The sequence below is a fragment of the Roseateles sp. genome, assembly GCF_039929605.1.
Taxonomy (GTDB): domain Bacteria; phylum Pseudomonadota; class Gammaproteobacteria; order Burkholderiales; family Burkholderiaceae_C; genus Pelomonas.
This window is the reverse complement of the sequence record NZ_JBDSQX010000081.1, coordinates 1-14627: the sequence shown is the minus strand read 5'-3', so window position 1 is coordinate 14627 and position 14627 is coordinate 1. Positions and strand designations below refer to the sequence as shown.

Sequence of the window (14627 nt, the reverse complement as noted above, 5' to 3'; positions counted from 1 at the left end):
CTTTAGGCGAGGTGCAGGGTGGGCACAAAGGTGTCGAGGCCGGCGGCGATCAACTCGGGCGAGATGCCCAGCGCCCAGGCGGCGGCCACGGCGGCCAGCAGCGTGGAGGCGTTCGTGGCTTGCGGGCCGAAGCGGCGCAGCAGCGCGTCGATGTTGGCGCCCGGCGTCTCGGCCGAGCCGTGGGCCAGCACGGCAGCGCCGCCGCGCAGGAAGACCGCGCGGCCGCCCCGGTCGCGGTGCTGCTGCAGCGCGTCGAGGCTGCCGTCTTCGGCATAGAAGACGACCTCGCCATCGCTCAGCTCGGCCATGTCGACCAGACGCGGGTGGGCGGCATTGAGCACGCTGGCGCCGTCGCTCAGCACCACGTCGATCTGCGTGCGCAGCACCTTGTAGAGCTGGTCGGCGTCCTGCACGTCGAACTCGGCCAGCGCTGCGATGCCGTCCAGGTCGGTGACGACGCCGACTGCGGCGCGGTCATAGGCCAGGCCGTCGCGCAGGATGGAGGCCGGGTCGTTCTCGATGACGACGGCGTTGACACCGCGGTTCATCAGCAGGCGGTGAGCGGCGTCCCAGCGGGCGCTGTTCTTCTTCTCGACGCGGCGTGTGCCCAGGAACAGGCCGTCGCTGCAGGCCAGGCCGACATGGCGGCCGTTGAGGTGCAGCAGCCAGGCGACGAGGCGGGTGATCTGCGGCCCGCCCACCGAGCCGGCCACGCCGACGATGGGAATGCGGCCGTTCTCGTCCTGGGCAAAGAGGTGGTCGATGATGGCCTGGCCGACGGGCTGGGGCGAGCCGCCGGCGGGCTTCAGGTGCATCAGCAGGCCCGGGCCGGCGTTCACCTCGACGATGGCGCCACCGGTCTCGCTGAGCGGCTTGGAGATGTCCTCGGTGACGAGGTCGACGCCGGCGATGTCCAGGCCGATGGTGCGCGCGGCCAGGGACACGGCATGCGCCACCTCGGGGTGGACGTCGGGCGTGCAGTCGATGGCGACGTTGCCGTTGCGCTGAATCAGCACGGCCTTGCCCGCCTCCGGCACGGCCTCGGGCGACAGGCCCTGGCGCTGCAGGTCGAGCAGCAAGGCGGTGTCTTCATGCACGCGGATGCGGTTGAGCGGGAAATCCTCGGTCAGACCGCGGCGCGGGTCGGTGTTGATCTGGCTCTCGACCAACTGCTCCACGGTCTGGCGGCCATCACCGTGCACCCAGGCGACTTCGCCGCGCGCGGCGGCCACCACCTGGCCGCCGACGACCAGCACGCGGTGCTCGTTGCCGGGGATGTAGCGCTCCACCAGCACCGAAGAGCCGTGCCGCGCGGCCAGGCTGAATGCGCCTTCGCAGTCAGCTTCCGTCGCGATATCGAGGGAGACGCCGCGGCCGTGGTTGCCATCGCTGGGCTTGATGACGACCGGCAGGCCGAGATCTTGTGCGGCGACCCAGGCCTCGGCGGCACTCTTGACCTCCTGGCCCTCGGGCACCGGCACGCCAACGGCCTTGAGCAGCGTCTTGGTCAAGTCCTTGTCGCTGGCGATGCCCTCGGCGATCGCGCTGGTCATGTCGGTCTCTGCCGTCCAGATGCGGCGCTGGCGCGCGCCGTGGCCGAGCTGCACGAGGTTGCCGTCGTTCAGGCGGATGTGAGGGATGCGGCGGTCGGTCGCGGCGGCGACGATGGCGGCGGTCGACGGGCCGAGGTAGCAGTCGTCGAGCTTGTCGCGCACGCGGGCCACGGCCGAGGGAACGTCAAAGGGCGCGTCGTTGACGACGGTCATGAGGAGGGCGTGGCCTTCAGCCAGCGCCGCGCGGGCCACCTGCTCGTCTCGGGCCCGGAACACCATGCGGTAGATGCCGCGCTTGGAGGTGCTGCGCGTCTGGCCGAAGCCGGTGGGCATGCCGGACAGGTTCAGCAGCTCGATGACGATGTGCTCCAGCACATGGCCCATCCAGGTGCCGTCACGCAGCCGCTCGATGAAGCCGCCGCGCTCGCCGACGCCGCAGTGGTGTTCGATCAGCGCGGGCAGGGCGGTTGTGAGCCGGTCGTTGAAGCCGGGCAGCAGGTGGCTGGGGTGGTCTTCCAGCTCGCCCAGGTCGAGCCAGACTTCCAGCACCGGCCGGTAGGTCCACATGTTTGGACCACGCAGATAGTTGACGCGCAAAATTTCGATGTCGCGGCGGATGTCTTCTTTGATGCTCATGAGGTGGAGAGTAGGCGCGGCAGGCGCTGGGTACAGGCGCTAAGAATTGTGCGCTGAAGTCATGGCGGAGAATTGCTGCAGCCTGTTGGAGCCCACAAGTACATGCAAGACCTTCCTGCCGCAACGCCGCATCCGCAAACAGCCGCTCTTCAAGGGCGGCTCCTGGCTGGTGAGAACGTGGTGGCCACGCTGGAGGTTGACCTGGACGCCCACGGCCGCTTCGGTCAGGGCCTCATCGCGCTGACGAATACACAACTTCTGGCTTTCGAACCCGACGGCGGTGACTGGAGCGATTACACGTTGTCACCCGGCCAGTCGCTCAAGCTCAGCGACCACGGCGGCCTGGCCTTCCTGGAACTGTTCGACACCGAGAAGCGCCTGGCGCGCTGGCGCTTCACGCTGGCCTGCAACCCGGCCGCCGTGCGTCTGGTGGACGCCTTCGAGCGCGAGCTGCAGCGCCTGGGCGGCCACGTGGTGCAAGAGGAGGAAGAGGACGCCGATTCGGCCTTCGATTTCGGCGAGGCCAGCAAGCCGCCCAGCACCTGGGTGTTGCTGCGGTTGTGGCGCTTCGCGCGGCCCTATCAAGGCCAGTTGCTGCTGGGTTTCTCGCTGATGCTGGGCTCGATCGGCGCGACGCTGGTGGCGCCCTACCTGAGCATGCCGCTGATGGACAAGGTGCTGATCCCGTTCCAGAACGGCCAGTCCATCGACACCATGCTCGTCAACTCTCTGCTGGGCGGCTTGGCTGGCGCAGCGCTGTTCTCGTGGCTGCTGGGCTGGGCCAAAACCTATTTGCTGGCCCTGGTGTCCGAGCGCATCGCGGCGGACCTGCGCACCGCCACCTTCGACCACCTGCTCGGCCTGTCGCTCGAATACTTCGGCAACAAGCGCACCGGCGACCTGATGGCGCGCATCGGCTCCGAGACCGACCGCATCAGCGTCTTCCTGAGCCTGCACGCGCTGGACTTCATCACCGATGTGCTGATGCTGCTGATGATCTCGGCCATCCTGTTCAACATCCACCCCGGCCTGGCTCTGGCCACGCTGGTGCCGCTGCCCTTCATCGCCTGGATGATCCACCTGGTGCGCGACCGGCTGCGCACCGGCTTCGAGAAGATCGACCGCGTCTGGGGCGAGGTCACCAACATCCTGGCCGACACCATCCCCGGCATCCGCGTCGTCAAGGCCTTCGCGCAGGAGAAGCGCGAGGCGCAGCGCTTTCGCGAGGCCAACGCCAAGAACCTAGCCGTGAACGACCGCCTGAACAAGACCTGGAGCCTGTTCGGGCCGACCGTTTCGCTGCTGACCGAGATGGGCCTGCTGGTCGTCTGGGGCGTGGGCATCTGGCTGATCTCGCACCAGAGCATCACCGTCGGCACGCTGACCGCCTTCCTGGCCTACATCGGCCGCTTCTACGGCCGGCTGGACTCGATGAGCCGCATCGTCTCGGTGACGCAGAAGGCGGCGGCCGGCGCCAAGCGCATCTTCGACATCCTCGACCACGTCTCCAACGTGCCCGACCCGGTCAACCCGCAGCCGTTCGAGAACGTCACCGGCGCGATTTCCATGCAGGCCGTGAACTTCCGCTACGGCTCGCGCTCCATCATTCGCAACCTCACCCTGGATATCCGCCCCGGCGAGATGGTGGGGCTGGTGGGCCACAGCGGCTCGGGCAAGAGCACGCTGGTGAACCTGATCTGCCGCTTCTACGACGTGACCGAGGGCTCTATCCGCGTCGACGGCGTGGACCTGCGCCGAATCAAGGTGACCGACTACCGCCGCCATATCGGCCTGGTGCTGCAGGAGCCCTTCCTGTTCTTCGGCACGATTGCCGAGAACATCGCCTACGGCAGGCCCGACGCGACGCGCGATGAAATCGTTGCCGCCGCCCGCGCCGCCCATGCGCACGAGTTCATCCTGCGCCTGGGCCATGGCTACGACAGCCTGGTGGGCGAGCGCGGCCAGGGCCTGTCCGGCGGCGAGCGCCAGCGCATCTCCATCGCTCGCGCGCTGCTGATCAATCCGGCCATCCTTATCCTCGACGAGGCCACCAGTTCGGTGGACACCGAGACCGAGAAGGAGATCCAGCGCGCGCTGGACAACCTCGTCAAGGGCCGCACCACCATCGCCATCGCCCACCGCCTGTCGACGCTGCGCAAGGCCGACCGGCTCGTCGTGATGGACCGTGGCGAGATCGTCGAACTGGGGCCGCACGACGAGCTGATTGCCAAGCAGGGCCACTACTGGCGCCTGTGGGAAGCTCAGGCCCGCCGCGTGGACGCCGAGGAGGGCGATGACGGTGGCCTGATGGTCGTTGCGCCCAACCCCAGCGCGCACACGGTCGATGCTTGATTTGGAGCCACAAGGACAACCGACATGACTGCACCCGACCGCGATCTCGAACTGACTGCCGCCTGCACCGAGCATGGCTTCGACCTGAGTGCGCCGATGCAGATCGGCGGCAGCTTCACGTCGCTGGTGCGCGATGGCCGAACGCTCTACCTGAGCGGACAGATCCCGCGCATCGGTGACCATATCTCCGTCACCGGGGTCGTCGGCGCCGAGGTGAGCCTGGAGCGCGCCAAGCGGGCGGCGGGCATCGCCATGCTGCGTGCACTGACGCTGCTGCGTCAGGAGCTGGGCAGCCTGGAGCGACTGCAGGGCGTGCTGCGGGTGACCGTCTTCGTGCACTGCACGGCCGACTTCACTCAACACAGCGAGGTGGCCGATGGCGCCTCCGACGTGCTGTGGCGCGTGCTAGGGCCGGCCGGCGCACACACCCGCACGTCGGTCGGCGTGCTGCAACTGCCCAAGAACGCGGCGGTCGAGCTCGACCTGATCGCCGCCGAGGCGCCCCCGGAGTCCTGAATGTCCACACTGCCTTTTCGCGACCTGCACCTGGATGCTCACGGCCGGCTCGTGCTGATCGACCTCAACGGCACTGCCCACGAAAGCGTCACGCCCGTGCGTGCCCACCCGCTCTCGGCGCCCGACGAGGGCCTGTCGCTGGTGGGCGTCCATGGCCATGAGCTCGCCTGGGTCGACCGCCTTTCGGCCCTGCCCGACGGCCCGCGCGGCCTGCTGGAGGCCGAGCTGGCCGCGCGCGAGTTCCACCCCACGCTCAAGCGCCTGATCTCCGTGAACACCTTCGCCACGCCCAGCACCTGGCGCATCGAGACCGACCGCGGCGAGATCGACTTCGTGCTGAAGAGCGAGGAAGACATCCGCCGCCTGGACGAAGGCCGGCTGCTGATCACGTCCACGCACGGCGTGCAGTTGCAGGTGCCCGACCGCTGGGTGCTGGACAAGCAGTCCAAGCGGCTGCTGGAGCGGTTCCTGTGATTCGGTTGCAAGGTCTCGACCACCTCGTTCTTCGCATCGTCGACCTCGACGCGATGCTGGCCTTTTACGTCGGCGTTCTGGGCTGCTCCATCGAACGCCGCCAGGACGAGATCGGCCTCGTGCAACTGCGCGCCGGCCAGTCGCTGATCGATCTCGTGCCGGTCGACGGCAAGCTGGGTCGCATGGGTGGCGCCGCGCCTGGGCCGGAGGGCCGCAACCTCGACCACTTCTGCCTGCGCGTGGAGCCCTTCGACGGCCCCGCCATCCGCGCCCACCTCGCGGCGCATGGCGTGGAGGCCGGCCCGACAGAGAGCCGCTACGGCGCCGAGGGCGAGGGGCCGTCCATCTACCTGAGCGATCCCGAGGGCAACGTCGTCGAGCTGAAGGGGCCACCTGCATGAAGCATCCACTGACACGCGCCATCGTCTGGGGCGGCCTTGCCGCCGGTACGGGCGACCTCGTCTTTGCGCTGGCCTATTACGGCGCCAAGCCGCGCGTCTTTCAGACGGTCGCTGCGGGCCTCATCGGCAAGGAGGCGGCCTTCAGCGGCGGGCCGCAAACCTTTGCCCTGGGCGTGGCCCTGCACTACGGCATCGCGCTGATCTGGGCCGGCCTGTTCTGTCTTATGGCCCTGAGGATGCCGGCCCTGTTGCGCAACGCCACGGCGGCGGGCCTGGCCTACGGCTTCGTCGTCTACTTCGGCATGAACAACGTCGTGCTGCCGCTGTCGGCCCTGCACACGCCGTTCTGGCCGCCGAGGCTGGACGCGGCCGCCATCGCGGCGCATTGCTTCCTGTTCGGCCTGCCGATCGCTCTGGCCGTGCGGCGCTGCTTGCTGGGGCCGCCTGCGCGCTGAACGCATCTGCTTATGCGCTGGCCGCGCAAGGCCTCGGGCGCTCCAGCAGAATCGCGTCACCATGCCCTTCCTGCCCACCAAGCTGCCCAACACCGGCACCACCATCTTCACCGTCATGTCGGCGCTGGCCGCCGAGCATGGCGCCGTCAACCTCGGCCAGGGCTTCCCTGACTTCAGCGCCGACCCGGCCCTGCTGCAGGCCGTGACAGACGCGATGGCCGCCGGCCACAACCAGTACCCGCCGATGGCCGGTGTGCCGGCGTTGCGCCATGCGGTCGCCGCGAAGCTCAACGATCTCTACGGCTCGGCCTACGACGCGGACCGCGACATCACCATCACGGCCGGCGGCACGCAGGGGATCGCCACGGCCCTGCAGGCCTGCGTCGGCGCGGGCGACGAGGTCATCATCATCGAGCCGGCTTACGACAGCTACGACCCGGCCATCCGCATGGCGGGTGCCCTGCCGGTGGGCGTGCCGATGACGCTGGACTACCGCATCGACTGGGATGCGATTCGCGCCGCCATCACGCCGCGCACGCGAGCGCTGGTGCTGAACACGCCGCACAACCCCAGCGGCCGCGTCGCCACGGCCGACGACCTGCGCGAGCTGGAGCGGCTGGCCGAAGCGCACGACCTCTTCGTCGTCAGCGACGAGGTCTACGAGCACATGGTGTTCGACGGCGCGCCGCACGAAAGCGTGGCGCGCTACCCCGCGCTGGCGGCACGCAGCTTCCTCGTCAGCAGCTTCGGCAAGACCTTCCATGTCACCGGCTGGAAGGTCGGTTATGTGGCCGCGCCGCCCGCCCTTAGCGTGGCCTTCCGGCGCCTGCATCAGTACACGGTGTTCACGGTCCACACGCCGACGCAGCACGCCATCGCGGCCTATCTCGCGAACCCCGCGCCGTGGCAGGGCCTGAGCGGCTTCTACCAGGCCAAGCGAGACAGCTTCCGTGCCGCGCTGGCCGCCACGCCACTGAAGTTGTTGCCCTGCGAAGGCACCTATTTCCAGACGGTGGACTACCGCGCGGTGTCGGATCTGCCCGAGCTGGACTTCGCCAAGTGGCTGACGACCGAAATCGGCGTCGCCGCCATCCCGCTGGCGGTCTTCTACCAACAGCCGCAGGAGCGCCGGCACGTGCGGTTCTGCTTCGCCAAGCGGAGCGAGACGCTGGCACTGGCCACCGCGCGGCTGGCGCGGCTCGGCTGAGGCGCTAACCCCTCAAAGCAGCGTTGCCAGCGCGGCCTTGAGCTGCTCCACGGTGGGCTTCTTGTCCTTGGCAAAGGCCATGGGCATCAACGTCAGGCAGGCGCTGGCGCGGGCGCTGCGGGCGCAGACCTGGTCCATGCGCGGGCGGATGTAGGCCTCCTGGCCCACGCCGGGCAGGGGCTCGAAGTCCGGCACCTGCTTCCATTCCGAAAACATCGATGGCGGCGCCTCGGTCACGGTGGCCATGTCCTTACCGGCGCTGTCGACGACGTCGTAGTCCTGGTGCATCTGCGCGGCGCGGCGTTTGGACACGGCCTTGACCTGCAGGCCGGGCGTGTCGAGGGCCTGGGACAGCTTCTCGGCCGACACCGCGCTCTGCGCGTGGGCTGCAAAGGGCAGGGGCAGGGCCAGCAGCGCGGCCAGCGGCAGGGCATAACGAATCAGTCGCATTGAGTCCTCCTTGACGAGGGCCGATTCTGTCGAGCCGGCGCCGGGCGGCTTGTCCCCGCTTGATGGGACTTTGGTAACGCCATGCATCGTGTGGCGCGCATCTGCCGCCGGCCGCGTGGCACGGCCCGTGCTATCCCTGGGTCATGGGCCGGCATGTCCGCCGTTGGAGGGGCGCCGGTCGTGAACCAGCTCACGGAGTCCACCATGCTGCATACATCGCGTGCACCCGCCGACGCACCAAAGCGGGTGGCCGCTGCACCCAAGCCGACGGCCGGCGAGCTTTTCGGCAAGTCCATCAACCTCTCGGGCCGGCGCCGCTTCACGTCGCAGCGCGTCGTGCTCTACGCGGTGCTGGCCGCGCAGGGCCGCGAGGGTGCGCTGGCGACATCGCGCGATGCGCTGGCCACCTTCAGCGATGCGCACCGCACGCTGCTTGCCGGCGAGATGGCGCCGGCCACGCTGGGCGGCGAACTGCAGCAGGCCTACTTCGGCCCCGAGCGCGCCGATGACCGCATCGCCGCCTTCATCGACCTGGCCCGGCGGGCGCTCGACGCGATTGCCGCCAATGCCTTCAGCGCCCCCACGCTGCTCGAAGAACTGGTGGAAGCCGCCACACCGTTGCTGGCCACGCTGAACCGGCTGACGCAGATCTACGAAGACCTCGCCCGTCAGCAAGCCTCCATGGCCAAGAAGCAGCTGACCGCCGTCATGGGCGACATCGAGATGATCGCCAAGCACGCGCGCATCGTCTCCTTCAACGCCCAGGTGGTGGCGGCCCGCGCCGGCACCTCGGGCCGCGAGTTCGCCGTCGTGTCGGGGGAGTTCACGCAGATCACCGGCAAGCTCGATGGCCTGGTGCGCGAGGCGGTGCGCGGCGCGGTGGCTTGACTGAGACTGCCCCTCGCCCAGTCTCGCCCCGCTGCACGCGGGCGAGCCCAGTCGGTCCTCCGAGGGGACGACGACGCTCGCGGCATTGAGCCGCTCGCACCGCCAGGCGGGCCGGCTTGGGAGCGGCCCGGCGCTCGGCCCGAAACACCGCCGTTTCATCCGCTGCGGGTGGCGCGCAGCGCCATGGAAAACTGAAGTGACCGCTTAGGCGACCGGCCGCAGTGGGCAGCTCGCGCCGGTCTCGGGGGTCTCGGCCAGCCGGCTCGCCAGATCGGCACGCAGCCCCTGCAGCGCCGCGATGCGCCCGTCGATGTCGGCCAGCTTGCGTTGCAGCGTCGCCCGCAGCGCCGGGCCGGCGTCCTCGCCCTGCGCCAGCAGCGGCAGGTCGGCCGCGATCTCGGCGAGCGTGAAACCGAGCTGCTGGGCCGTGCGCACATAACCTAGCCACTGCACGGCCTCCTCGGGGTAGTCGCGGTAGCCGTTGTCAGCGCGGCGCGCCTGCAGCAGGCCGCGCTTCTCGTAGAAGCGCAGGCCGTCGCGGCTCAGGCCGGTCAGCGTGGAGAGGGTGCCGATGCGCATGGAGTGACGAAGAAAGGGCTTGACCCTGGAGTGTGGTCCAGGGCTGAGCATGCCGGCACTTTGGCCACTTCTCCTTCTCGACACGCCATGCCTTCCTTCAGTACCCCGCGCTTCCTGCGCTTCGTTCGCGCCAGCGCGATCTACGACCTCGTCGTCACGGCACCCTTTGCCACGCCCTGGACCTTCGAGCTGAACCGCGCTCAGCTCAGCGCCATCAACGTCGCGCTGGGCGGCCTGCCGCTGCCGGCCTTCGATGCCGTGCAGACGCTGTTCGCGCTGCTGATGGGCAGCCTCGTGATCGTCTGGGCCGTGCTGCGGCTGCGCGGCGCGACGGTGCAACTCGGCCGCTACGACGCGGCGGCGCGGGCGCTGTTCAGCGTGTGGATGACGTGGGCCTGGTTGCAGACCGGCGCGCCGGTGCTGCTGCTGTTCATCGTGCCGGAGGCGAGCTGGGCGGTGGTGCAGGCGTGGCGGGTGAGGCGCGAGCGCTGAGGTTCGCGAGTAATTTGGACAGCATGTTCTTTTTAGCCGTGTCTGGCTTGTAGGGAACGTAGGTCTCCAGTGCGGCGAGCTGGCCTAGCCAGTGGCTGAGAAATGGCTTGTCGACGCTTAGCTGTGGTTTGGCCGCCGCCCACTGCTCCTCGCACTCGTGCAGCGCTGAGCGAATGCGGTTCGACTCAAGCCAGCAAGTCGTGCACAGGATGCGGCGCTGGTCGATGCTGGCCTGCCTGAGCTCAAAGGTGTGCTGCTGATCCTGAGCGGTGAACACGCTGTCTGCCTGGCAATGCCAGCACCGGTAGGCAATGTCCCTGTACTCACGTGTGAACCCATAGGCGACGGATTGCTGGCTCTTCTCCGACCATTTCGAAGGGTTGGCGGGAACGGAGGATGGGCGGTTGCGTTGAGTCATGAATGCCTCGTCATCGAATGCTCACCGCGTCAGCGACAGCACGTCGTCCTTCAGCACCTTGAGCTGCGCGTCTAGCAGTGGCCCGTTCGGATCATGGCCGGCGCGCGGCACGGTGACGAGCTTCTTGTGTGGCGCCTCGATGCGGTCGAAATAGGCCTGGGTGACGGCCGGCGGCGTCAGCAGGTCTTCCTCGCCCTGCACGAGGAAGACGGGCAATTGCAGCCGCGTGCGCTGCTCGTTCAGCGCCAGTTGCCACAGCATGCCGTCGCCCTTGACGCCGACGAACTTCAGGAAGGAAAAGTCCTCGCCGGGGTTGCGGCAGTCGTCGCCGCGGACGGTCAGCCACTGCGGAATGCCGCCGAGGGTGACGAAGCCATGCTCGTGAACGGCGCGGCTCGCGCCGGCTTGGGGAGAGCAGGCGGGCGCGAGCGTAGTGGGTTCGGCCGCGTGGGCCATCCCCTGAAGCGCGAACAGCGCGGCGGTCAGCAGTTGTCGGATCAAGAGGGCCCCCGGCACCGTGTGCTCAACGGTGGCGGGCGGCACTATAGGGGCGCCTCAGGCGTAGACGTCCAGCTGCGTGCCGAGCGTGCCGTCGGTTGCCTTGGCGGTCGGGCTGGCTGGAGTGGCTTCGGGCGGCGCGGTGGTCAGCTCGACGCGGTGCTGCCGGTCCTTGATCGCCGTGATGCGCGTGCTGATCTCGGCGATCTGCGTGCGGCCCTCCAGCGTCGTGGCGGATTCGCAGTTGACGCATTCGGACAGCTTCTTGTGCAGCTGCGCAAGCTCGCTGTCCGCGCCCACCGAGCCCGTGCCTGACGCCCCACTGCCTATGCCACCGACTGCGCTCACCATGACGAGCCTCCTTCTGGCCCCATCCCGATGCGGGCAGTGCCTGCACCTATCTTCGGCCGTATTGCGGCCATCTGAAGGCTGTTACGTCGTCAAGCCCTCTCGTTGCGGCGGATGCCGTCCTTGCAGGGGATGAAGATCATGCCGGCGGGGGGGAGGCGGGCCATGTAGACGGCGTCGTGGCCGGCGCCGGAGACGACGGGCATGTTGCTGTAGCCGAGCGTGTCGGCGGCCTTCTGCCGGGGATGGGATGGAGATGCTGGGGTGAGCGACTGAGCAGTCAGGCCGCCTCGACCGGGATGGCAAGTCCTGCCTTCGCTGCGCGCTTGATCAGCGCCTTGTCAAAGGTCAGGAAGCCGGTGCACCGGCCGCTGCGGGCCACGTGCAGCGCGTCGGCGAAATTGAGCTTGTGCGACTCGCAGGCCTCCAGTGCGGTCAGCACCTCGTCTCGGGCTTCCAGGTTCACGTTCGGCATGCCGGCGAGGGCACGCAGTGCGCGGATCACGTCAGCGGTGGTGAACTCGTAGAAGCCTCTTAGCACCCACTCGAATTCCAGCGTCACGGTGAGGCTGACAAAGACGCGGTCCGTCATCGCCCGGATGGCTGCGGGGCGTTGCTTTGCCGCCTCCACGTCGTCGGGATCATTGACGAAGAAGCGAGCGAGGATGTTGGTGTCGACGGCCTTCATCACGATTCAGCGGCGAGGCTTGGCGGTCAGCGAGGCCGGGTCGAAGTCCGACAGCTTGCGCGGCTTGCCTCGCGAGGGTGCCGTGAGCAGGCCGGCGAGCTCCTCCACCGGAGCCGTTGAAACCGTGCGCTGAAGGCGCAACCTCAGGCCGTCGGGTTCTTCGGTGATCTCAAGCCGGGCACCGGGGTTGAGACCCAGGCGGCGGCGGAGGTCGGCGGGGAGGACCACCTGGCCTTTGGCGGAGACGAGGACGGATGACATGGCGCAGTTCCTGGCAATGAGGGGTGCAGCTTACCAAGTAAGCCAAATTGGGATCTGCAGCAATTGCATTGCACCGGGAGGAAGTTCGCCACGTTGGCATTGGCGCAAATCAGCGAACCGACGAGTGAAATCACCCGCCCTACGCGACTAACTCTTGAAAAGGCTCGCGAACGCGAGCTCTTTCAGTCCTGGCATGGACTTTCCAGTCTTTGAATCTTTTCTGACGGGGTCATCGGGACATTGGACCAGCGAAGGTGCCGCGAGAATCGTTCGAGACTGCTCAAACTGACTGAACAAAAAGGTCTTGTAAGAAGCGACAACTTCCGAAGTCCTCAAGTCGAGCACCTCATTTGATGAAGAACGCAGCCGTGTCTCGTTGGGCACGGCCTCCAAGGTGAACCGATATTCGTAGACGACGGGTTCGCTCAGCTTTGCCGGAATTTCGACGTAGCCGTTGTCACTGATCGTGCGCTTTTCCTGCCGGTACACGTCATAGCTCAGGCCGTCCTTCTCATTCCGATATCGAACGAACTTGACGGCCTCGAAGCTCAATGGGTATCGGACGCTCGAAATATGGCCATCGCGAACCATCCAGCCGACATCTCGCTCCAAGGATTGGCTGGCGTGCAATCCCCCGTGGGCGACGCACACGGTCTTGAAGCGGTAGTGCCCCCAGATGTTGTCGGCAAAGAGCAGTCCAATGCCCACAAGGATGCTGGCGCACCAGATTAGTTTTCGCTTCCAACGCATGTCACATTTTCATGCGAAGCGTCAGTCCGCCCGCTCAAGCATCGCCTGCAACAACACATTGCACCCCGCCTCGATGTGCTCGGGCTTGGCGTCCTCGATCTCGTTGTGGCTGATGCCGTCCTTGCAGGGGATGAAGATCATGCCGGCGGGGGCGAGGCGGGCCATGTAGACGGCGTCGTGGCCGGCGCCGGACACCGCGCGCATATTGCTGTAGCCGAGCGTGTCGGCGGCCTTCTGCACAGCGGCGATGCAGTCGGCGTGGAAGGGCTGAGCGGGGTAGGCGCTGACAGGCGTGATCTCGATGGGCAGGCCGCTCTCGTCACTCAACCGGGCAGCGACCGAACGGATGTCCGCGTCCATTGCCTCGCACAGCGCGTCGGTCGCATTGCGCAGGTCGATGCTGAACTTGACGCGGCCGGGGATGACGTTGCGGCTGTTGGGGTGCACCTGCACCATGCCTACCGTGCCGCGGCCATGCGGCGGGTGGCGGTGGGCGCAGGCGACCACTTCCTGCATCAGCTTCGCCGCCACCTGCAGCGCGTCCTTGCGCAGCGCCATCGGCGTGGGGCCGGCGTGGGCTTCCATGCCGGTGACGACGCAGTCGTACCAGCGGATGCCCAGCACGCCGGTGACGACGCCGATGGTCTTGTCGTGGTCTTCCAGCACCGGGCCCTGCTCGATGTGGGTCTCGAAGTAGGCGCCGATGGGGTGGTCGCCGGGCACTTGATCGCCGATGTAGCCGATGCGCTCCAGCTCGGCCTTAACCGACTTGCCCTCGGTGTCCGTCGCCGCGTAGGCGTGCTCCAGCGTGAAGGCCTTGGCGAACACGCCCGAGCCCATCATGACGGGCACGAAGCGCGAGCCTTCCTCGTTCGTCCAGAACGCGACCTCGATGGGCGCCTCGGTCTCGATGCCGTGGTCGTTCAGCGTGCGTACGACCTCGATGCCAGCCAGCACGCCGTAGTTGCCATCGAACTTGCCGCCGGTGGGCTGGGTGTCGATGTGGCTGCCGGTCATGATGGGCGGCAGGCTGTTGTTGCGGCCCGCGCGGCGCATGAAGCCGTTGCCGATCTGGTCGATGGTGACCGTCATGCCGGCCTCGCGCGCCCAGCGCGTGACGAGGTCGCGCCCCTGCTTGTCGAGGTCGGTCAGCGTCAGACGGCAGACGCCGCCCTTGGGCGTGGCGCCGATTTGGGCCAGTTGCATGAGCGAGTCCCAGAGGCGTTTGCCGTTGATGCGCAAGGAGTCAATATGGGGGGCAGTGGAAGTGTTCATAGGTGACCTTGTTGGCAGCAGCTAAAAATTGACAATCAGAACTGATCCAGCGGAAACACCGGGTGTTTCACATGGGCAAATGGAAACAGTGAGAAGTCCGAGCTGGTGACGCCCGGGCTGTCGCACTCGATCAACGCGTGCGCGAGGGGCTCAAAAACCGGCCGGCAGTACATGCGCGACTTCAGCAACAGGAAGCGGTGCGCGCAAGGGTCCAAGCCGACGCACTGAAACACCCCGAGGTCCCAGGGTTCGTGGGGGCGTTCGGTGACAACGATCTGGGCGACGCCGATATCGAGCAGCACGGTGCGGCCCATGTAGCAGCGCTGTCCGGTGTAGATCGGCCCGGTCACGGTGTATTCGCCGTCACTGATGGCGCGCACGGTGCC

At 67.5% G+C, this 14627-nt stretch carries 19 protein-coding genes and 1 pseudogene; 8 read left to right on the top strand and 12 right to left on the bottom strand.

Annotation, left to right across the window (positions count from 1 at the left end; translation table 11 throughout):
- Window positions 1-2: 2 nt before the first annotated feature.
- Window positions 3-2189 (bottom strand): cyanophycin synthetase, encoded by a 2187-nt coding sequence (gene cphA / locus ABIS05_RS11205; RefSeq protein ID WP_348014397.1) that lies wholly within the window; start codon window positions 2187-2189, stop codon window positions 3-5.
- Between the two features lie 102 nt (window positions 2190-2291).
- On the opposite strand from cphA, the gene ABIS05_RS11200 reads away from it, so the two are divergent.
- From ABIS05_RS11200 to ABIS05_RS11175, 6 genes are all read left to right on the top strand, one after another.
- Window positions 2292-4541 (top strand): ABC transporter ATP-binding protein, encoded by a 2250-nt coding sequence (locus ABIS05_RS11200; RefSeq protein WP_348014396.1) that lies wholly within the window; start codon window positions 2292-2294, stop codon window positions 4539-4541.
- Between the two features lie 24 nt (window positions 4542-4565).
- Complete coding sequence (locus ABIS05_RS11195; protein ID WP_348014395.1) at window positions 4566-5057, top strand: RidA family protein; 492 nt, start codon at window positions 4566-4568, stop codon at window positions 5055-5057.
- On the top strand, window positions 5058-5531 hold the full coding sequence (locus ABIS05_RS11190) for a DUF1854 domain-containing protein (RefSeq protein WP_348014394.1): 474 nt from the start codon (window positions 5058-5060) through the stop codon (window positions 5529-5531).
- Entirely contained in the window at window positions 5528-5932 is a 405-nt protein-coding gene (locus ABIS05_RS11185; protein WP_348014393.1) for a VOC family protein, read from the top strand. Before ABIS05_RS11190 ends, ABIS05_RS11185 begins: the two co-directional genes overlap by 4 nt.
- Window positions 5929-6387, top strand: a complete 459-nt coding sequence (locus ABIS05_RS11180; protein WP_348014392.1) for a hypothetical protein — start codon at window positions 5929-5931, stop codon at window positions 6385-6387. The genes ABIS05_RS11185 and ABIS05_RS11180 overlap by 4 nt, the downstream gene beginning before the upstream one ends.
- 61 nt (window positions 6388-6448) lie before the next feature.
- The gene (locus ABIS05_RS11175) at window positions 6449-7594 is read left to right on the top strand and encodes a methionine aminotransferase (RefSeq protein ID WP_348014391.1); all 1146 of its coding nucleotides are present in this window, start codon (window positions 6449-6451) and stop codon (window positions 7592-7594) included.
- Window positions 7595-7606: 12 nt separating this feature from the next.
- On the opposite strand, the gene ABIS05_RS11170 is transcribed toward ABIS05_RS11175, so the two are convergent.
- On the bottom strand, window positions 7607-8044 hold the full coding sequence (locus ABIS05_RS11170; protein WP_348014390.1) for a hypothetical protein: 438 nt from the start codon (window positions 8042-8044) through the stop codon (window positions 7607-7609).
- A gap of 204 nt (window positions 8045-8248) precedes the next feature.
- On the opposite strand from ABIS05_RS11170, the gene ABIS05_RS11165 reads away from it, so the two are divergent.
- A complete protein-coding gene (locus ABIS05_RS11165) occupies window positions 8249-8932 on the top strand; it encodes a methyl-accepting chemotaxis protein (protein ID WP_348014389.1) in 684 nt (227 codons plus the stop codon).
- A gap of 204 nt (window positions 8933-9136) precedes the next feature.
- Here the strand turns inward: ABIS05_RS11165 and ABIS05_RS11160 are convergent, their stop codons facing one another.
- The gene (locus ABIS05_RS11160; protein WP_348014388.1) at window positions 9137-9511 is read right to left on the bottom strand and encodes a MerR family transcriptional regulator; all 375 of its coding nucleotides are present in this window, start codon (window positions 9509-9511) and stop codon (window positions 9137-9139) included.
- An 87-nt stretch (window positions 9512-9598) separates the two neighbouring features.
- Here ABIS05_RS11160 and ABIS05_RS11155 point away from each other — a divergent pair, with 87 nt between their 5' ends.
- Window positions 9599-10003, top strand: a complete 405-nt coding sequence (locus ABIS05_RS11155) for a hypothetical protein (protein WP_348014387.1) — start codon at window positions 9599-9601, stop codon at window positions 10001-10003.
- Here ABIS05_RS11155 and ABIS05_RS11150 read toward each other — a convergent pair.
- The 9 genes and pseudogenes from ABIS05_RS11150 to ABIS05_RS11110 form a co-directional block, all read right to left on the bottom strand.
- Window positions 9942-10421: a zinc-ribbon domain containing protein gene (locus ABIS05_RS11150; protein WP_348014386.1), complete on the bottom strand. Its 480-nt coding sequence runs from the start codon at window positions 10419-10421 to the stop codon at window positions 9942-9944. The two genes, ABIS05_RS11155 and ABIS05_RS11150, sit on opposite strands and share 62 nt — an antisense overlap.
- A 21-nt stretch (window positions 10422-10442) precedes the next feature.
- Complete coding sequence (locus tag ABIS05_RS11145) at window positions 10443-10922, bottom strand: serine aminopeptidase domain-containing protein (protein ID WP_348063258.1); 480 nt, start codon at window positions 10920-10922, stop codon at window positions 10443-10445.
- 54 nt (window positions 10923-10976) lie between these two features.
- Window positions 10977-11270, bottom strand: a complete 294-nt coding sequence (locus ABIS05_RS11140) for a hypothetical protein (RefSeq protein WP_348014384.1) — start codon at window positions 11268-11270, stop codon at window positions 10977-10979.
- A gap of 98 nt (window positions 11271-11368) precedes the next feature.
- Window positions 11369-11530: pseudogene (locus tag ABIS05_RS11135) on the bottom strand (Zn-dependent hydrolase); the annotation flags it as partial.
- 17 nt (window positions 11531-11547) lie between these two features.
- Window positions 11548-11955 (bottom strand): type II toxin-antitoxin system VapC family toxin, encoded by a 408-nt coding sequence (locus ABIS05_RS11130; protein WP_348014383.1) that lies wholly within the window; start codon window positions 11953-11955, stop codon window positions 11548-11550.
- 6 nt (window positions 11956-11961) lie between these two features.
- Entirely contained in the window at window positions 11962-12216 is a 255-nt protein-coding gene (locus ABIS05_RS11125) for an AbrB/MazE/SpoVT family DNA-binding domain-containing protein (protein ID WP_348014382.1), read from the bottom strand.
- A 147-nt stretch (window positions 12217-12363) separates the two neighbouring features.
- Window positions 12364-12966 carry a hypothetical protein gene (locus tag ABIS05_RS11120; RefSeq protein WP_348014381.1) on the bottom strand — a complete coding sequence of 201 codons (603 nt, stop codon included), beginning with the start codon at window positions 12964-12966 and terminating at the stop codon, window positions 12364-12366.
- A 21-nt stretch (window positions 12967-12987) separates the two neighbouring features.
- Window positions 12988-14241 carry a Zn-dependent hydrolase gene (locus tag ABIS05_RS11115; protein ID WP_348014380.1) on the bottom strand — a complete coding sequence of 418 codons (1254 nt, stop codon included), beginning with the start codon at window positions 14239-14241 and terminating at the stop codon, window positions 12988-12990.
- 35 nt (window positions 14242-14276) lie between these two features.
- Window positions 14277-14627: MlrC C-terminal domain-containing protein (locus ABIS05_RS11110; protein ID WP_348014379.1), on the bottom strand; the 351-nt coding region annotated here is incomplete at its 5' end.

Bases quoted from the DNA above. Each gene is read 5' to 3' on its own strand.
- cphA (WP_348014397.1), bottom strand. From the start codon at position 2,189: ATGAGCATCAAAGAAGACATCCGCCGCGACATCGAAATTTTGCGCGTC.
- ABIS05_RS11200 (WP_348014396.1), top strand. From the start codon at position 2,292: ATGCAAGACCTTCCTGCCGCAACGCCGCATCCGCAAACAGCCGCTCTT.
- ABIS05_RS11195 (WP_348014395.1), top strand. From the start codon at position 4,566: ATGACTGCACCCGACCGCGATCTCGAACTGACTGCCGCCTGCACCGAG.
- ABIS05_RS11190 (WP_348014394.1), top strand. From the start codon at position 5,058: ATGTCCACACTGCCTTTTCGCGACCTGCACCTGGATGCTCACGGCCGG.
- ABIS05_RS11180 (WP_348014392.1), top strand. From the start codon at position 5,929: ATGAAGCATCCACTGACACGCGCCATCGTCTGGGGCGGCCTTGCCGCC.
- ABIS05_RS11175 (WP_348014391.1), top strand. From the start codon at position 6,449: ATGCCCTTCCTGCCCACCAAGCTGCCCAACACCGGCACCACCATCTTC.
- ABIS05_RS11170 (WP_348014390.1), bottom strand. From the start codon at position 8,044: ATGCGACTGATTCGTTATGCCCTGCCGCTGGCCGCGCTGCTGGCCCTG.
- ABIS05_RS11165 (WP_348014389.1), top strand. From the start codon at position 8,249: ATGCTGCATACATCGCGTGCACCCGCCGACGCACCAAAGCGGGTGGCC.
- ABIS05_RS11160 (WP_348014388.1), bottom strand. From the start codon at position 9,511: ATGCGCATCGGCACCCTCTCCACGCTGACCGGCCTGAGCCGCGACGGC.
- ABIS05_RS11155 (WP_348014387.1), top strand. From the start codon at position 9,599: ATGCCTTCCTTCAGTACCCCGCGCTTCCTGCGCTTCGTTCGCGCCAGC.
- ABIS05_RS11150 (WP_348014386.1), bottom strand. From the start codon at position 10,421: ATGACTCAACGCAACCGCCCATCCTCCGTTCCCGCCAACCCTTCGAAA.
- ABIS05_RS11140 (WP_348014384.1), bottom strand. From the start codon at position 11,270: ATGGTGAGCGCAGTCGGTGGCATAGGCAGTGGGGCGTCAGGCACGGGC.
- ABIS05_RS11130 (WP_348014383.1), bottom strand. From the start codon at position 11,955: ATGAAGGCCGTCGACACCAACATCCTCGCTCGCTTCTTCGTCAATGAT.
- ABIS05_RS11125 (WP_348014382.1), bottom strand. From the start codon at position 12,216: ATGTCATCCGTCCTCGTCTCCGCCAAAGGCCAGGTGGTCCTCCCCGCC.
- ABIS05_RS11120 (WP_348014381.1), bottom strand. From the start codon at position 12,966: ATGCGTTGGAAGCGAAAACTAATCTGGTGCGCCAGCATCCTTGTGGGC.
- ABIS05_RS11115 (WP_348014380.1), bottom strand. From the start codon at position 14,241: ATGAACACTTCCACTGCCCCCCATATTGACTCCTTGCGCATCAACGGC.